This is a genomic window from Methylobacterium sp. Leaf89 (assembly GCF_001422215.1).
Taxonomy (GTDB): Bacteria; Pseudomonadota; Alphaproteobacteria; order Rhizobiales; family Beijerinckiaceae; genus Methylobacterium.
On record NZ_LMML01000009.1, the window covers coordinates 90,944 to 106,878 of the forward strand.

Below are 15,935 nucleotides of genomic sequence, written 5' to 3' on the forward strand. Positions count from 1 at the left end.
GAAGCCGACGGCACCCGCGACGCCGAGCGACGCGGCCAGCGTCGTGCGGGCGAGCATCGTGCGAAACAGCGATTTCGTGCGAAACAGCGATTTCACGGACATGAAACCATGACCTTCTGCTGGTGTGACCTTTGTCGTTCTCGACCGTCCGGCCTCCCGGAGGCCGGACAACGCTGATCCTGCCGGGCGACGGCTGAACGCTCCCTGACAGGGTGCGTTTCAGCCCGCGGCGACGGGTCCGGCGGCCGGCGGGCGCGCGGCCCGGCGGAGGATGCGCCGGCGCATCGGCTCCTCGAGGCCCCGGTGCAGGAGGACGCTGAGGGCGAGGGCCAGGGCGGCGGCGAGCCCCGCCCCGAGCCAGGGCGCGGCGGCGAGGCGGCCCCCGAGGGCGATCCGGTCGAGGCTGTTGACCAGGGCGTAGGCCGGGACGTGGATGAGGTAGAGGGCGAAGGAGATCCGGCCGAGGAAGACGAAGCCGGGCCTCACCAGGGGGCCGCTGCGGAGCTGGGCGCCGGCCAGGATCAGGGGCGCCCAGGCCAGGGCCGTCAGGCCGTTGTGGAGCAGCACCGCGGGCAGGTGGGGCGCCCCCGCCACCAGCGCGAGGCCCGCCAGGGCCGCCAGGGCGAGGAGGGCGGGCGTGGGCAGGCGCCACCGGGTCCAGGCCCCGTAGAGGAGGAGCCCGGCCACGAATTCCGGCAGGCGCAGCAGGGGGTTGTACTTGATGGCCTGGGCCAGCAGCACCGGGCCTGCGCCCCCCGCCTCCGGATCGATGAGCGAGACGCCGGGGGCGTAGCGCGCGAAGGCGAGGGCAGCCCCGGCGGTCAGGACGATCCACGCGGCGAGGGTCAGCCGCGCGGTGCGGCCGGGCGCCCCGCGCGCCAGGGGCAGCAGGAGGGGAAACAGGGCGTAGAAGACCACCTCCACCGAGATCGACCAGCTCGGGCAGTCGAGGGCGCAGGCGGCCCCCGGCACCCAGGCGTGCAGGCCCAGCGGCGCCAGCACCGCGCTCGCGGCCATCAGCCCCTGCAGGGGCGGGGGGGACTTCGCCACCCAGGCGACGAACCAGGGCAGGGCGAGGACGAGGCAGGCCAGGTAGACCGGGTAGACCCGCGCCACCCGGGCCCAGGCGAAGCGCGCGCGAGCGGCGCGGTCGGTCAGGTCCACGTCCCGGTAGGTGTAGGCCAGGATGAAGCCCGAGAGCAGGAAGAAGAAGGTCACCCCGGAATAGCCGAGGCGCACCGCCCCGGGGATCGCCGCCTCCGCGAAGAAGAAGGTCGCGTAGTGGAACGCCACCACGTAGGCGGCGGCCACGAAGCGCAGGGCGGTGAGCGCCGGCAGCGGCGCCACAGGGGGATGGGCGCTCATCGCGGGGCCTCCGCGACCACCCGCCCGGCGGCACCGAAGCGCAGGCCGAAGACCGAGAGGGCGACGAGGAAGAACAGCGCGTTGGTGGCCTGGTAGAACACCGATTCGAAGACGCCCACCATCAGGCCGAACAGCCAGATCCGCAGGAAGAGCAGCCGCAGGGGGTCGAGGGCGGGGCCGGCCCCGGACCGGCTTTGGGCCTGGAGGTCGGAGAGGGGGGCCAGCACCATCCACCACACCGTGAGGGCGAGGCCCGGCAGGCCGCTCTCCAGGGCGGTGTTGAGGTAGCCGTCATGGGCGTCGGTGGCGCGGTTGACCCAGGTCGTGGCCTCGCCGCCGCCGCCGTAGAACACGCTCTCCCAGAAGGCGCCGTAGCCGAAGCCGGTGAGCGGCTTCTTGGCGATGTTGTCGAGGGCGAAGCGCCAGATCTCGGTGCGGCCGGTATAGGTCGGGTCGGCGGCCAGGCCCGCCACCAGGGCGCCGAGGCTGGGCGACAGGACCGAGCCCACGGTGAGCAGGAGCAGCAGCACCAGGGGGCCGAGGAGGATCAGGCGGCGCCAGGTGCCCGAGGCCAAGAGGGTGCAGGCCCAGGTCAGGCCGAGCACCGCCGGGGTCATGACCAGGGAGGTCTTGGCGTTGGTGAAGACGAGGAACACCCCCGCCAGCCCCACGACCGCGTAGCCCAGGAGGCGCTGGCCCATCCCGGCCCAGAACAGCCCGACGATGATGAACAGGCTCATGGCCGCGCCGGCGCCGTTCTTGTGGGCGAAGACGCCGCGCCAGCTGCCCGCGTGCTCGGGCTCGATCAGGTCGAGGGCGGTGTGCATGGCGCGCTCGGGCACCAGCACGAGGCCGAGGTAGCAGGTCGCCAGCACGAGGAGGACGGTGCCGCCGAGGACCTGGGCGAACTGGCGCGCGTCGCGGGCGAGCACCAGCACGCTCACCACCCCGCCGAACATGATGACGAGGGAGACGAGGCGCCGCGCCGAGACCGCGGGTTCGATCGAGAGGGCGGTGGAGACGCCGATCCAGGCCAGCATCGCCAGGATCGGCAGGGTGGCCAGGGGGCGCAGGGCCTCCCGCCCGCGCCAGGCCAGCGCCGCCGCCGCGATGCCCGCCATGACCAGGAACAGCCCCTGGTTGACGAGGTTGCCGCCGGCCCGCGAGGCGGCGTTCTCCGCCGCCGTCCCGTCGAGGAAGGGATCGGCCCCGATCAGGATGAAGAGCAGGATCGCGCCCATCGCCCCGATGCGCAGGGCATCGGGGAGGTCCGCCCGCCGCGTCGCACCCGCGCCGGTGGCGATGCCCGTCGTCATGGTCCACTCCCGCGCTCGAGGGCCGGCAAGGTCTTGCGCACTCTAGATCCGCCGGTGCCGCCCGCTAGGCGCGCAGAATACGTTTAAGAACGCGCAAAGGACCGGCGGGCCCGCCTCACGGCCCGGCCGGCCCCCAGGGGACGATGTCGGTCGCCCCGGTGATCGCGCCCACGATGCGCTCCCGCTCGGCCCGGCCGGCGGCGAGGCGCCCCCGCACCGCCGCCAGCACGGCGGGGTCGGCGCCGGCGGGCGTGCCGGCGGCGAAGGGCGGGGCGGGCGCGTATTCGAGGCCGAGCTGGATCGCCTCCGCCGCCGGCCGCCCGGCGAGCTCGGCCGCCAGGGTCAGGGCGAAGTCGATCCCGGCGGTGACGCCGCCCCCCGTGAGGAGGGTGCCGTCGCGCACCACCCGCTCGGCGACCGGGATCGCCCCGAAGGCCGCCAGGAGGTCGAGGCTGGCCCAGTGGGTGGTGGCGCGCCGGCCCCGCAGGAGTCCGGCCGCCCCGAGCACCAGGGCCCCGGTGCAGACGGAGGTGACGTAGCGGGCGCCCCCCGCCTGGTCGCGCAGGAAGGCCAGGACCGCCGCATCCCGCATCAGCCGGTTCACCCCGAGGCCGCCGGGCACGCAGAGCACGTCGAGCTGCGGGCAGTCGGCCATGGCCAGCGTCGGGGCGAGCACGAGGCCGGTGGAACTCGTCACCGGCGCCCGGTCGGCGGCCACGAGGTGGACCCGCGCCTCCGGAATCCCGACGAAGACCTCGTAGGGCGCGGTCAGGTCGAGCTGCTGGACGTCGGGGAAGGCGAGAAGGCCGATCGTGAGGGGCATCGGGACTGTCTCCGGCTGTCTGGACAGGACGACCCTAACCCCGCAGGCTCCGGCCGACATGACCAAGAGGCCTCGTTTCCTGCCAGATCGCACCGCGGACGAACCCTTGCGCCACGAACCCTTGCGCCACGAAGTCTCGCGCCACGAACCCCGCCGCATCGAGATCCTCGCCTTCCCGGGGGTGCAGCTCCTCGACGTGTCGGGGCCGCTTCAGGTGTTCGCCACGGCGAACGATCTCGCGGGCGAGGCCCCGGCGCCCTATGCCCTGCGGGTGGCGGCGGCGGGCGGCGGCGTGGTCCTGAGCTCCGCCGGGCTCGGCCTCGCGACGGAGCCGCTGCCGGCGGCGGAGGCCCCCGTGGACACCCTCGTGGTCGCCGGCGGGCGCGGCGTCGACGGGGCGATCGCGGACGGGCTGCCCGCCTGGGTCGCCGCCCGGGCACCCCGCGCCCGGCGGGTGGCCTCCGTCTGTACCGGCGCCTTCCTGCTCGGGGCGGCCGGCCTCCTCGACGGGCGCCGGGCCGTGACCCACTGGACCCGCTGCGACGCGCTCGCGCGGCGCCATCCGGAGGCCCGGGTCGAGCCGGATCCGATCTTCATCCGGGACGGCGCGGTCTGGACCTCCGCCGGGGTGACGGCGGGCATCGACCTGGCGCTGGCCCTGGTGGAGGCCGATCTCGGCCGGGCCGCGGCGCTGGCGGTCGCCCGCCACCTCGTCGTCTTCCTCAAGCGCCCGGGCGGCCAGGCCCAGTTCAGCACCGTCCTGTCGCAGCAGGTCCTGTCGCCCGGGGCGGGCGGCGCCCGCTTCGAGGCCCTCCAGGCCTGGATCGCCGATCATCTCGCCGAGGACCTCACCGTGCCGCGCCTGGCCGAGATGGCCGGCATGAGCCCGCGCGGCTTCGCCCGCCACTACCGGGCGGCCACGGGGCTGACCCCCGCCCGCGCCCTGGAGCGCCAGCGGGTCGAGGCGGCCCGGCGGCTCCTGGCCGAGACCGCGCTGCCGGTGAAGCGCATCGCCGCGCGCTGCGGCTTCGGCTCCGAGGAAACCCTGCGGCGCAGCTTCCTCCGCCACGGGGCGGTGGCGCCTGGCGTCTGCCGCCAGCGGTTCCACGCGGCCGGGGCGGGGGGGCCGGGCGCGGCGGCCGGCGACCCCGCGGAACCGGAGATTTGACATTCCCGGCCGCATCATCGACACCGCCGGCCTCGCGGCATCGACCGGAATCAGCGACCGGATTCCCGGGTCGGGTGCCGGTCCGGAGCCGCGTATGTCCCCCCTGACGGCCCATCCGCCCGCATGACCGACCGCGCCACCGTGCCCCGCCCGGCCCGTGGGGACGCCTTCGCGTTCCCGGACAGCCTCCTGTCCGCCGCGGCCCGGAGCCATGCCCGGGCCTGCGCCCTCCTGGTGGCCCTCTGCCTCGTCTGCTTCCTGCCCGGGATCGTCTCGCTCCAGCCCATGGACCGGGACGAGCCGCGCTTCGCCCAGGCCTCCAAGCAGATGCTGGAGACCGGCGATCTCGTCGACATCCGCTTCCAGGCCGAGGCCCGGCACAAGAAGCCCGTGGGCATCTACTGGGCCCAGGCCGCCGTGGTCGGCGCCGCCGAGGCGCTCGGCGTGCCGAACGCCCGCACCACCATCGGCCTCTACCGCATCCCGTCCCTGCTGGGCGCCATCGGGGCGGTGCTCCTCACCTACTGGTCGGCCCTGGTCTTCCTGCCCCGGCGGGGCGCCGTCCTCGCCGCCGCCCTGTTCGGGGCCTGCGTCGTGCTCTCGGCCGAGGCGCGCCTGGCCAAGACCGACGCGCTGCTCTGCGCCTGCGCCGTGGCGACCTTCGGCGGCCTCGCCCGGGCCTGGCTCCGGCGCGACCGCGCGGAGGGGCATCGCGTCGAGGGCCCCCTCGACACCGCCACGGTGCTGACCTTCTGGCTCGGCCTCGCCCTCGGCATCCTGATCAAGGGCCCGATGGTGCCGCTGTTCTGCGGCCTGCCGGCCCTGATCCTCTCGCTGCGGTGGCGCTCCGGCCGCTGGCTCGGCGCCCTGCGGCCCGGCCTCGGCCTGCCGCTGACCCTGCTGATCGTGGCGCCCTGGTTCGCGGCCATCACCTGGAAGAGCGGCGGCGCCTTCTACGGGGAGGCGGTGGGCCACGACATGCTGAGCAAGGTCCAGGGCGGCTCGGAGAAGCACTTCGCCCCGCCCGGCGCCTACCTGGTGGCGTTCTTCGGCACCTTCTGGCCGGGTGCCGCCTTCGCGGCGCTCAGCGCCCCCTTCGCCTGGGGCTACCGGCGCGAGCCCGCCATCGCCTTCCTCCTCGCCTGGATCGTGCCGACCTGGATCCTGTTCGAGATCGTGCCGACCAAGCTGCCCCACTACGTGCTGCCGCTGATGCCGGCCATCGCCATCCTCACCGTGCGGGCGCTGGCCGCCGGCGCCCTGCACCCCGAGCGCCGGGGCGCGCGCCTCACCGCCGGGCTCGTGGTGCTGATCCCCGTCGGCCTCACCCTCGGCCTCTCGGCCTTCGCCTTCGCCTACGACCGGACCCTGCCCTGGGCCGGGCTGCCCCTGCTGCTCGGCGCCAGCGCCGTCGCCGCCCTGGCCTGGCGCGCCTTCGCCCGCGGCCTGCCCGAGCGCGCCCTCGGCCTCGGCGTCCTCGCGTCGATGCTGCTCTCGCCGGCCGTGTTCGGCCTGACCCAGCCGGTGATGGCCGCCCTCAAGGTCTCGCCCCGCCTCGCGGCGATCCGCGATGCCTTGCCCTGCCCGCATCCCCGCGTCGCCAGCCTCGGCTACCGCGAGCCGAGCTTCGTCTTCCTGATCGGCACCGACCTCGCCATGCTCGGCACCGGCACGGAGGCCGCCGACTTCCTGAAGGGCGACGGTTCGCTCAGGGGGGACGCCTGCCGCCTCGTCTACGTCGAGGGCCGGTTCGCGAGCGAGTTCGACGCCGCCGTCAAGGCCGCCGGGCTGGCGCCCAACCGGGTCGGCACCGTCTTGGGCTTCAACATCAACGGCGGACGCCGGGTCGACCTCTCGGCCTACGCGGCGACGCCCTGACCTCCCTCGGATCGAACCTCCATGCGCCTCTCCGTGATCATCCCGGTGAAGGACGAGGCCGGCAACATCGCGAGCCTCGTCGCCGAACTCGAGACCGCCTGCGCGCCCCTGGCGCCCTTCGAGGTGATCTACGTCGATGACGGCTCCACCGACGGCACCGCCGAGGCCCTGCGGGCGGCCCAGAGCGGACGGCCCTGGCTGCGGGTGCTCGCCCACGACCGCACCGCCGGCAAGGCGGCCGGCATCCGCAGCGGCATCGCGGTGGCGCGGGCGCCGGTCTGCGCCCTGATGGACGGCGACGGCCAGAACGACCCGGCCTTCCTGGCGCCCCTGCTCGAGGCCATCGAGGCGGGCGGCGCGCGGGTCGGCCTCGCCCAGGGCCAGCGCGTCGGGCGCAAGGACGGGCGGCTGAAGAGCCTCCAGTCGCGGATCGCCAACGGGGTCCGGGTGCGCATCCTGAAGGACGCCACCCGCGACACCGGCTGCGGCTACAAGCTCGTGCGCCGGGACGTCTACGGGACGCTCCCGTTCTTCGACGGGCAGCACCGCTTCATGCCGGCGCTGGTCGCCCGCGAGGGCTTCGGCGTGGTCCACCGGGACGTGGTCGACCGGCCCCGCTTCACCGGCACCTCGAAATACGGCCTGTTCGACCGCCTCTGGGTCGGGCTCCTCGACCTGGCCGGGGTGTGGTGGCTGATCCGGCGCAAGCGCGTGACGCCGCGGGTCACGGACGTGACGGGAGCCTAAGCCATGCTGATCCAGCTCGCCGAGGACGTGCGCGGCTACGTCTACGACGTCTTCGTCACCCGCTTCGATGCCTGGCTGGTCTTCGGCATCCTGGCCCAGGCGGTGTTCGGCGCCCGCTTCGTGGTGCAGTGGCTCGCCTCCGAGCGGGCGGGCAAGAGCGTGATGCCCCTCGCCTTCTGGTTCCTCTCCATCGCGGGCGGCCTGATGACCCTGGTCTACGGCCTCGTGCGGCGCGAGCCGGTGATCATCTTCGGGCAGGCGCTGTCGACCTTCATCTACCTGCGCAACGTCGCCCTGATCCTGCGCGAGCGCCGCGCCGCCCGGGCGGTGCCCTGACCATGGACCCGCTGCCGCCCTTCCACGACGACCTGGACGCGGCCCTCGCCGAGGTCTGGCGCCTGCTGGTCGAGGGGCCGCGCTTCCGCCGCAACGCCTTCCACATGCCGGCGCTGGCCACCGTCGACGCGCAGGGGCACCCGCAGGTGCGCACCGTGGTGCTGCGGCACGCCGACCCGGTGGCCGGCGCCTTGCGCTTCCACTGCGACCGCCGCTCGGACAAGGCCTCCGAGATCGCGGCCTCCGGGCATGCGGCCCTGCACGGCTACGATTCCGCCGCCAAGATCCAGATCCGGGCGTCGGGCCCCGCGACGCTCCACGGCGACGATGCCCTGGCGGAGGCGGCCTGGGCCGGGTCGATGGCCATGAGCCGGGTCTGCTACGGCGCCGACCCCGCCCCCGGCGCGCGCCTGCCCGCGGGCGATGCCTACACCCTGCCGGACCCCGAGACGGCCCTGACCCTCGGCCGGCCGAACTTCTGCGCCGTGGTGGTCACGCTCGCCCGCCTCGAATTCCTCTACCTCGACCGGCGCGGCCACCGCCGGGCCGCCTGGGCGCGGGCCGACGGCTGGCGCGGGGTCTGGCTGGCGCCCTGAGGGCGCGCCGCCGCCGAGCCGCCGGGCGTTGAGCGGCCCGGCCACGGGGACGCGGCCCCGCCGCCGGGGCCGGCGCGGGGGATGGCCCACGGAGACCGGGCGGAACGAACGCCCGGCGAAACGGGAGACGCGGGACGCCGCGAGACCACGTTTTGGAAACAGGTATGCCGGTCCCCCGGCGTCCCTCGGCCCGGCCCCTCGCGGGGCCGATCCGGTTCGTCACGACGTCTTCTCGGCACCGGCGACCCGGCTTGTGGCAGCCCCCCTCCGGATCCGCCGCCCTGGCGGGCGGTGCGGTCCGGCGGCCGTCTGATCAGGGCGCGTGGCCCCGAGCCCGCCTCGTAGTGGGCGGGCCGTCCGCTCTCTCGGTGCGCCTCAGGGGACCGGGTGCAGCCGTGCGGCCTTGCAGCCGTGCGGCCTTCCCGTCCGAGACGCCTTGCGTCGCCGATGCGGCCCGGGGCGATGGCGAAACCGGGCCATCGACGCGGGGCGCCGTCTCCTCCCCCCGAGCCCCCCGGCCCGGTCCGCCGGGGGGCCTCCCGCGTGGGAGGCGAGTGCCCGGACTGAACCACACAATAGGAATATTGTCAATGCTTTTCGGTGGCGGCGGTGGGGCCGCCGGCGCCGGACCGGAGAAATCCGTTGCGGCTTCGTCGTGCCGGCGCCCGCTCACAGCGCCGCGCGCAACCGCGAAAACCCCGCGTCGAGATCCGCCTGCAGATCCGCAACATCCTCCAGGCCGATGTGGAAGCGCAGGGCCGGGCCCTCGGGGGCCCACCGGGTGGCGGTGCGGTAGGTCCTGCAGTCGAACGGGATGACGAGGCTCTCGAAGCCGCCCCAGGAGAAGCCCATTCCGAAGAGCTCGAGCCCGTCGAGCATCGCCGCCACGGCCCGCTCCGGGGCGGGCTTCAGGATGACGCCGAACAGGCCCGAGGCGCCGGCGAAGTCGCGCTTCCAGATGGCGTGGCCGGGATCGTCGGGGAGGCCTGGATGGAGCACGCGGGCCACCTCCGGCCGGGCCTGGAGCCACCGCGCCATGGCGAGCCCCTGGGCCCCGTGCTCGCGCAGGCGCAGGGCCATGGTGCGCAGGCCCCGCAGGGCCAGGAACACGTCCTCCGGGCCGGGACACATGGCGAAGTGCTCGAAGGTCCGGTGCAGGGCCGGCCAGTATTGCGCGTTGGCCGAGGTCAGGCCGAGGAGCAGGTCCGAGCCGCCCGACAGATACTTGGTCCCGGCCTCCACCGCGATGTCGACGCCGCGCGCATGGGGCGGGAACAGCAGCGGCGTCGCCCAGGTGTTGTCCATGATGACGGCGGCGCCCCGGGCGTGCACGATCTCGGCGATGGCCGGCACGTCCTGCATCTCGAAGCTCTGCGAGCCCGGGGCCTCCACCAGCACGGCCTTGGTGGTGTCGCGCATCAGGGCGCCGATGCCGGCGCCGATCAGGGGATCGTAGTACTCGACCGCGACCCCGAAGCGCTTCAGGACGCCGTCGCAGAAGATGCGGGTGGGGCGGTAGGCGGAATCGCTGACCAGCAGGTGGTCGCCGGCCGAGACCACCGCCATCAGGGCCACGGTCAGGGCGGCGAGGCCCGACGGCGTCAGCACGGTGCCGGCCGCGCCCGCGAGCTCGCTCCAGGCCTGGGTCAGCGAATCCGTCGTCGGCGTGCCGGAGGTGCCGTAATCGTAGCGCCCGCGCCGGTGCTGGAGGTCGTCGTAGGTCGGGAACAGCACCGTCGAGCCGCGATAGATCGGCGTGTTGACGAAGCCGTGCTGGGCGGAGGGATCGCGCCCCGCATGGACGAGGCGGGTGCTCGCCCCGAAGCGGGCGGGGTCGCGGGGAGGGGTGTTCGACATCGGCACCGGTGGGCGAGGGGTGAGCGTGCGGCGACCGAAGCCCGGCCCGCGCGCCGGCGTCAAGCCGGGCGGCCGGATCAGGCCTCCTCGTCCGCGCGCCTCAGGGGAACGACCGTCACGAGCCTGGCGACGCCATCGGCCTCGACTTGCCAGACCGAGCGCACCCAGGGCTCCCGGCCGTTCGGCGCGCGAAGCCGCCCTTCGAAGACGAGCTTGGTCGGGCCGTTTTCCCGATATTCTGCAACAACCTGACTCAAAAGCGTTGAGGTAGGATCTGGCTACGAGGTGAAGTCATCTGCGAAAGGTTGACAGGGGCAGCCTTCGCACTGACTTTGGTTGACTCTACCAACCTTTTCCTTCAGCGCCACGAGACAGCCGTTGACTTGTGAGTCAACCGACACCCATATTGCGGCATTGGAGGCGGCTGGAGAGTTGCACCTTTTTGTGCCGCACATGCGGGAGGACCAAGCGTATAGGCGTCGCCTATGGCTGACATCGGACGTATGGACATGGGTCCACCCAAAGAGAAAGGGACCATCGAGCTAACGCACGGACCTTTCTCAAACGGTTTGTGATGGGGGAGGATTTTGACAACGATACGCTGCTCAAACGCCTTCGGCCTCCAAAGCAAGGCCTCTACGCTTTCCGAGTTTTGTTCGACCCACAACATCGCATCGTCGGCGGCTTCCTCAGGCCGGGTGAGTTCGTGGCAACGGCTCACCGGCTTCGCCGTGACTTGGGAACAGAAACCTGGGTACCGACGCTTACTGCCGCCAAAACAGAATGGAGTCGTTTGCTTCCACAGCATCCCCGCTTACTTTCGGATAGAGTCCTGAATTTGGTTGATTTCACGCCATGACCGCTTTCGTGCCAGTACCGCTTAATCTAGAGTTTGAGGATGATCTGCGAGCTGACGCGCGCGCAGAAATGTTTTTTACTCTACAAAAAGCGTTTAAATCTCGCGGCATAAAGGCCAAAGAACTTGGTGATATTTTAAACAAAAATAAAAGCTATGTTTCGCGGGTTTTGAATGGGTCTCAAGGGTCTATTGATTACGAAACCTTGTGCGTCTTTATGTATGCACTTGGGTACCATGTGCCTTTGAGCCCGTTATCGTTTGAGGAAGTGCGCTGTAGGAAAGCAAATTTCGACGCTAGGCCGCGCTATACAAGCGATGTTCAGGCGAACAAGTTTAATAAAAGCATTGATTTTAAAGATAGCCAAAATAGCTCAGAATTTACTAAAAATTCTTCTGGGGTAGTAAAGAAGCCGTATTTCAGAGAGGCATCGGTTTCGCTGGAGAAGGCGTCATGACCGAGAAAACGATGACTGTTGGTAGCGCTATTCTTTGCGATGATCTGCGCACCGAGATTACCGGGAAAAATATAATCATTGGAGTTTATGATCCGATTTTCTCAGTCGAAAGCTTCCCAATAAATCATAAATTTGCCATCGCCTTCATTGTAGATGTTTCTGCTGGCGGTAACCATAGCTTCCGATTTCGAGTTATAGATAACTCTGACGGCCAAGTTCTTAATGGCAGAATTCAGCTTGACACGGAAGAGGGTGGGAAAAACGTGTCGCTACCTGCGGTTTTTTTCAATTTAGAAATGAAGAAATCAAGCACGTTAGACATTGAAGTCTCTTACCCCAATGATGAGGAAAATTGGAACAATGTTGGGGTATGGAAGATAGTTGAAGAGTTAAGGCAGGATCCCGTTTCCTCTTCTGAGAACGTAAGACCTGTTAATAGTGTTGATTAGTGAAATTTGGTTATTTAATGCCAAAATTCTAACGTTTGCGCGCCTCCCAGCATATTTGATCCCGCCTTGGACTGCGGCTCGCGCGAGGCTTTGAACCAGACGGTAGGCTGAAGCCGAAGGCCAGGAAGAAGCGTGCCTTCGAGCCGCCCCGTGGATGGGAGAGGTCCAACAGGTAGTCGACGAGCTTGTTGTTGCGGATCGTGAACCGCGTCGGAGAGGCCGCCGGCCCGCTCAAGCCGCCCGGCGCCCGATCCGCTTGATTCCGGTGGCCCGAACCGTCGCGAGGGCGCCTTCGGGCTCGGCGAACTCGACCTCGTAGGCTGATCCGTCCTGCCAGACGGCCACCACGGTTCCCTCCGTGCCGGCCTGGATCAGTGTTCCGTCATCCGTCCGCGCGTCGGCCAGCAGCACGACGTCATCGAGTTCCCTGAGATCGACCCCAGGCTCGTCCTTTCGCAGGAGATAGAAGACTTCGACGGACATGGGCGAAGGATATCCGGCGCGCGCCGGCCGGACAAGCCACGCGGCCCGATCCTTTGGTCTTGGGGCCCCCTGGTCTTGGGCCCGACGCCTGGGTTCCCGGCTTGACCCCGGCCGCCGATGCCCTGCAATGCGCGCATGCGATCCCTGTCGATCCCGCTCCTCGCCGCCCTGCTCGCCGCGTCTCCGGCGCTGACCCAGACTGCGGCGCTCGCGCAAGGCGACACCCTCGCCCAGGTCAAGGCGCGCGGGCACCTCGTCTGCGGGGTCAGCGGCGGGGTGGCGGGCTTCAGCATGCCGGACGGGCAGGGGCGCTGGCACGGGCTCGACGTGGATTTCTGCCGGGCGCTCGCCGCGGCGATCTTCGACGATCCCGACGCGGTGCGCTTCATCCCGCAATCCTCGGCCGCGCGCTTCACCGCCCTGCAATCGGGTGAGATCGACGTGCTCGCCCGCAACACCACCTGGACCCTGTCGCGCGACACCGCCGCGATGAACTTCCCGGTGATCACCTTCTTCGACGGGCAGGGGTTTCTCGTGCGCAAATCCCTGAACGTCACGGCGGTGAAGCAACTCGACCGGGCCACGATCTGCCTGCAGCAGGGCACCACCACGGAGCTCAACACCGCCGACTGGTTCCGCACCCGCGGGCTGACCTACCAGGTGGTCACCTTCGCCAACAGCGAGCAGACCCTGGGCGCCTACGAATCCGGCCGCTGCGACGCCTACTCCACGGACAAGTCCTCCCTCTTCGGCGAGCGCCTGAAGACCGCCCACCCGGAGGCGCACGTGATCCTCGAGGAGGCGATCTCCAAGGAGCCCTTCGCGCCCGGCGTGCGACAGGGCGACGATGCCTGGCGCGACCTCGTCGCCTGGACCCACTACGCCATGCTCGACGCGGAGGAGGCGGGCATCACGCAGGAGAACGTGGACCGGCTCCGGGGCGAGACCCTGAGCCCGGACGTCAAGCGCATCCTCGGGCTGGAGGGCAAGTACGGCCAGGGCCTCGGGCTGACCGGCGACTGGGCCTACCGGATCGTCCGCCACGTCGGCAATTACGGCGACGTCTTCGCCCGCAACCTCGGCGACGGGACGCCCCTGAAGATCCCGCGCGGGCTGAACGCGCTCTGGACGAACGGGGGCCTGCACTACGGGCCGCCGATCCGGTGAGGGGGGATGGGATGGACCGCGCGTCCGGGCGGACCCGCCCCCGCAGCGGGGGGAGGGGTGCGCGGGGAGGTCGGCGCGTGCCTCGATCCCCGCGCGCCCTCGCGCTCCAGGCCCTCGTCGTGGTCGCGCTCGCCGCGCTCGCGTATGTCGCCGCCACCAACGCGTCCGAAAAACTCGCGCGCCAGGGCATCACCGCCGGCTTCGGCTTCCTCGGACGCTCGGCGGGGTTCGACATCAGCCAGCGGCTGATCCCCTACGCCGCCGCGACCGCGACCTATCTCGACGCGTTCCGCGTCGGGCTCCTCAACACCCTGCTGGTCTCGGGCCTCGCCATCGGGCTGGCCACGCTGATCGGATTCGCCGTGGGCATCGCCCGGTTGTCGCCGAACTGGCTCGTCCGGACCCTGGCGGCCACCTATGTCGAGACCCTGCGCAACCTGCCGCTGCTGCTCCAGCTCCTGGTCTGGTACGTGGCCGTGCGGGTGGCGCTGCCCGAGGCGCAGCGTCCGGCGGCCTGGGGCGGGGCCTATCTCAGCCAGCGCGGGCTGGTCCTGCCCCGCCCGGAATTTTCGGGTGTCGCCTGGCTCGTGCCCGCAGCCGTCCTGGCGGGGATCGTCCTGTCGGGCGCCTGGGCGCGCCGCAGGGCCCGCCGCGTCGAGGCCGGGGCCGCGCCCGGCCCGATCGTGGGGCCGGCCCTCGCCCTGGTGCTCGGCCTGCCGGCGCTCGCCTGGATCGGTCTCGCCCGCGCCGGGCACCCCGTGCCGGTCGCCTGGCCGGCGCCCGGTCCCTACGGACCCGAGGGCGGGCTCGGAATCCTGCCGGAATTCGCCGCGCTGCTCCTCGGGCTCTCCACCTACACGGCGGCCTTCATCGCCGAGATCGTGCGCGCCGGCCTCAACAGCGTGGCCCGGGGCCAGGGGGAGGCGGCCGCCGCCCTGGGCCTGAGCCGGGCCAAGACCTTGGCGCTCGTCACGATTCCCCAGGCGATGCGGGTGATCGTGCCGCCGCTCACCAGCCAGTACCTCAACATCACGAAGAACTCGTCCCTGGCGGTGCTGATCGGCTATCCCGACCTCGTCCACGTCTTCATGGGCACGGTGCTCAACCAGACCAACCAGGCCGTGGAGGTCGTGGCGATCACCATGGCGGTCTACCTGACCCTGAGCCTCGGCCTCGCCGCGCTGATGAACGCCTACAACCGCCGCGCGGCCCCGGGGATGCGATGAATCCGGGGTCCCCATGAGTCCGGTCTGTCCATGACCATCGTCCGCGAGACCCTGCTGCCCCCGGCCCCGCCGCCGCGCCGGACCGGCGGCCCCGTCGGCTGGCTGCGGGACAACCTGTTCTCGGGCCCCGGCAACACGCTCGCCACCCTGGTGGTCCTGGCCGGGCTGGCGCTCCTGCTGCCGCCGGCGATCCGCTTCCTCGTCACCGACGCGGTCTGGAGCGGGACGTCGGGCGAGGCCTGCCGGCCGGCGACCGCCGGGCACCCGGTGGGCGCCTGCTGGGCCTTCATCGGCGACAAGATCAACTACCTCGTCTACGGCTCCTACCCGGCGGCCGAGCGCTGGCGGCCGAACCTGTTCTTCGGCCTCGTGGCGCTCAGCGCGGTCTGGATGCTGTGGCTCGACGCGCCCAAGCGCGGCCTCGGGGCGGTCTTCGTCTTCCTGGTGGGCCCGATCCTGTCGGTCTGGCTGCTCTCGGGCGCCTCCGTCCTCGGCCTCGCTCCCGTCGCCACCAGCCTGTGGGGCGGCATGCTGGTGACCCTGGTGGTCTCGCTCGTCGGCATCGTCGCCGCCCTGCCGCTGGGCATCCTGCTGGCCCTGGGGCGGCGCTCCGAACTGCCGGTGCTGCGATACGCCTGCATCGGCTTCATCGAGTTCTGGCGCGGGGTGCCGCTGATCACCGTGCTGTTCATGGCCAACGTGATGCTGCCGCTGTTCCTGCCCGGGGACCTCACCGTGGACCGGCTGGTGCGCCCGCTCGTCGGCATCGCGCTGTTCGCCTCCGCCTACATGGCCGAGATGGTGCGCGGCGGCCTGCAGGCGATCCCCGAGGGGCAGGGGCGGGCGGCCCTGGCGCTGGGCCTCACCCGATGGCAGGCCCTGCGCCTCGTGATCCTGCCCCAGGCCCTCAAGGTGGTGGTGCCCGGCATCGTCAACACCCTGATCGGCCTGTTCAAGGACACGACGCTCGTCTCCATCGTGGGTCTGGCCGACTTCATCCGGGTGCTGGAGGCGGCGCGTGCCGATCCGCGCTGGTCGGCGCCGACGATCCCCGCCACGGCCTACGCCTTCGCGGCCCTGTTCTACCTCGCGGTCTGCTTTTCCATGGCGCGCTACGCCGCCTTCATCGAGCGGCGTCTGGCCGCCGGCGAGCGGGGCCGGTCGTGACGGACGGCCCCGCGACCCCGGATCCCGCGACCCCTGATCTCAA

Annotated in this window: 16 protein-coding genes; 10 read left to right on the plus strand and 6 right to left on the minus strand. The window is 71.2% G+C overall.

What is annotated here, in order from left to right:
* Positions 1-219: 219 nt before the first annotated feature.
* The 3 genes from ASF18_RS04175 to ASF18_RS04185 all read right to left on the minus strand — a co-directional run bounded on the left by ASF18_RS04175 (position 220) and on the right by ASF18_RS04185 (position 3,504).
* Positions 220-1,365, minus strand: coding sequence for an acyltransferase (locus ASF18_RS04175; protein ID WP_082487049.1), 1,146 nt, complete (start codon positions 1,363-1,365; stop codon positions 220-222).
* Positions 1,362-2,681: an O-antigen ligase family protein gene (locus tag ASF18_RS04180; protein WP_056349748.1), complete on the minus strand. Its 1,320-nt coding sequence runs from the start codon at positions 2,679-2,681 to the stop codon at positions 1,362-1,364. The genes ASF18_RS04175 and ASF18_RS04180 overlap by 4 nt, the downstream gene beginning before the upstream one ends.
* A gap of 115 nt (positions 2,682-2,796) precedes the next feature.
* Positions 2,797-3,504: a DJ-1/PfpI family protein gene (locus ASF18_RS04185; protein ID WP_056349750.1), complete on the minus strand. Its 708-nt coding sequence runs from the start codon at positions 3,502-3,504 to the stop codon at positions 2,797-2,799.
* Between the two features lie 106 nt (positions 3,505-3,610).
* Between ASF18_RS04185 and ASF18_RS04190 the strand changes: the two genes are divergently transcribed.
* The 5 genes from ASF18_RS04190 (at position 3,611) to ASF18_RS04210 (ending at position 8,229) form a co-directional block, all read left to right on the plus strand.
* Positions 3,611-4,672, plus strand: coding sequence for a helix-turn-helix domain-containing protein (locus ASF18_RS04190; RefSeq protein WP_244472572.1), 1,062 nt, complete (start codon positions 3,611-3,613; stop codon positions 4,670-4,672).
* A 123-nt stretch (positions 4,673-4,795) separates the two neighbouring features.
* Entirely contained in the window at positions 4,796-6,550 is a 1,755-nt protein-coding gene (locus ASF18_RS04195; RefSeq protein WP_056349755.1) for a glycosyltransferase family 39 protein, read from the plus strand.
* 21 nt (positions 6,551-6,571) lie between these two features.
* Entirely contained in the window at positions 6,572-7,297 is a 726-nt protein-coding gene (locus ASF18_RS04200; RefSeq protein ID WP_056222008.1) for a glycosyltransferase, read from the plus strand.
* A gap of 3 nt (positions 7,298-7,300) precedes the next feature.
* Positions 7,301-7,633, plus strand: coding sequence for a lipid-A-disaccharide synthase N-terminal domain-containing protein (locus ASF18_RS04205; protein ID WP_056349757.1), 333 nt, complete (start codon positions 7,301-7,303; stop codon positions 7,631-7,633).
* Between the two features lie 2 nt (positions 7,634-7,635).
* Positions 7,636-8,229, plus strand: coding sequence for a pyridoxamine 5'-phosphate oxidase family protein (locus ASF18_RS04210; protein ID WP_056349760.1), 594 nt, complete (start codon positions 7,636-7,638; stop codon positions 8,227-8,229).
* Between the two features lie 669 nt (positions 8,230-8,898).
* On the opposite strand, the gene metC is transcribed toward ASF18_RS04210, so the two are convergent.
* The gene (metC, locus tag ASF18_RS04215) at positions 8,899-10,086 is read right to left on the minus strand and encodes a cystathionine beta-lyase (protein WP_056349942.1); all 1,188 of its coding nucleotides are present in this window, start codon (positions 10,084-10,086) and stop codon (positions 8,899-8,901) included.
* 855 nt (positions 10,087-10,941) lie between these two features.
* Between metC and ASF18_RS22800 the strand changes: the two genes are divergently transcribed.
* Both ASF18_RS22800 and ASF18_RS23515 read left to right on the plus strand, forming a co-directional pair.
* Complete coding sequence (locus tag ASF18_RS22800; RefSeq protein ID WP_082487054.1) at positions 10,942-11,400, plus strand: XRE family transcriptional regulator; 459 nt, start codon at positions 10,942-10,944, stop codon at positions 11,398-11,400.
* Positions 11,397-11,849: a hypothetical protein gene (locus ASF18_RS23515; RefSeq protein WP_156649632.1), complete on the plus strand. Its 453-nt coding sequence runs from the start codon at positions 11,397-11,399 to the stop codon at positions 11,847-11,849. The genes ASF18_RS22800 and ASF18_RS23515 overlap by 4 nt, the downstream gene beginning before the upstream one ends.
* A gap of 28 nt (positions 11,850-11,877) precedes the next feature.
* Here the strand turns inward: ASF18_RS23515 and ASF18_RS25150 are convergent, their stop codons facing one another.
* Positions 11,878-12,084, minus strand: a complete 207-nt coding sequence (locus ASF18_RS25150) for a DUF6883 domain-containing protein (protein WP_348271390.1) — start codon at positions 12,082-12,084, stop codon at positions 11,878-11,880.
* Complete coding sequence (locus ASF18_RS04220) at positions 12,081-12,332, minus strand: DUF4926 domain-containing protein (RefSeq protein WP_056222016.1); 252 nt, start codon at positions 12,330-12,332, stop codon at positions 12,081-12,083. The genes ASF18_RS25150 and ASF18_RS04220 overlap by 4 nt, the downstream gene beginning before the upstream one ends.
* Positions 12,333-12,467: 135 nt before the next feature.
* Between ASF18_RS04220 and ASF18_RS04225 the strand changes: the two genes are divergently transcribed.
* From ASF18_RS04225 to ASF18_RS04235, 3 genes are all read left to right on the plus strand, one after another.
* Positions 12,468-13,499 carry an amino acid ABC transporter substrate-binding protein gene (locus ASF18_RS04225; RefSeq protein WP_056349762.1) on the plus strand — a complete coding sequence of 344 codons (1,032 nt, stop codon included), beginning with the start codon at positions 12,468-12,470 and terminating at the stop codon, positions 13,497-13,499.
* Positions 13,500-13,576: 77 nt separating this feature from the next.
* Positions 13,577-14,725: an ABC transporter permease subunit gene (locus tag ASF18_RS25020; RefSeq protein WP_056349764.1), complete on the plus strand. Its 1,149-nt coding sequence runs from the start codon at positions 13,577-13,579 to the stop codon at positions 14,723-14,725.
* A gap of 30 nt (positions 14,726-14,755) precedes the next feature.
* Positions 14,756-15,892 carry an amino acid ABC transporter permease gene (locus tag ASF18_RS04235; protein WP_056349766.1) on the plus strand — a complete coding sequence of 379 codons (1,137 nt, stop codon included), beginning with the start codon at positions 14,756-14,758 and terminating at the stop codon, positions 15,890-15,892.
* The last annotated feature ends 43 nt before the right edge of the window (positions 15,893-15,935 follow it).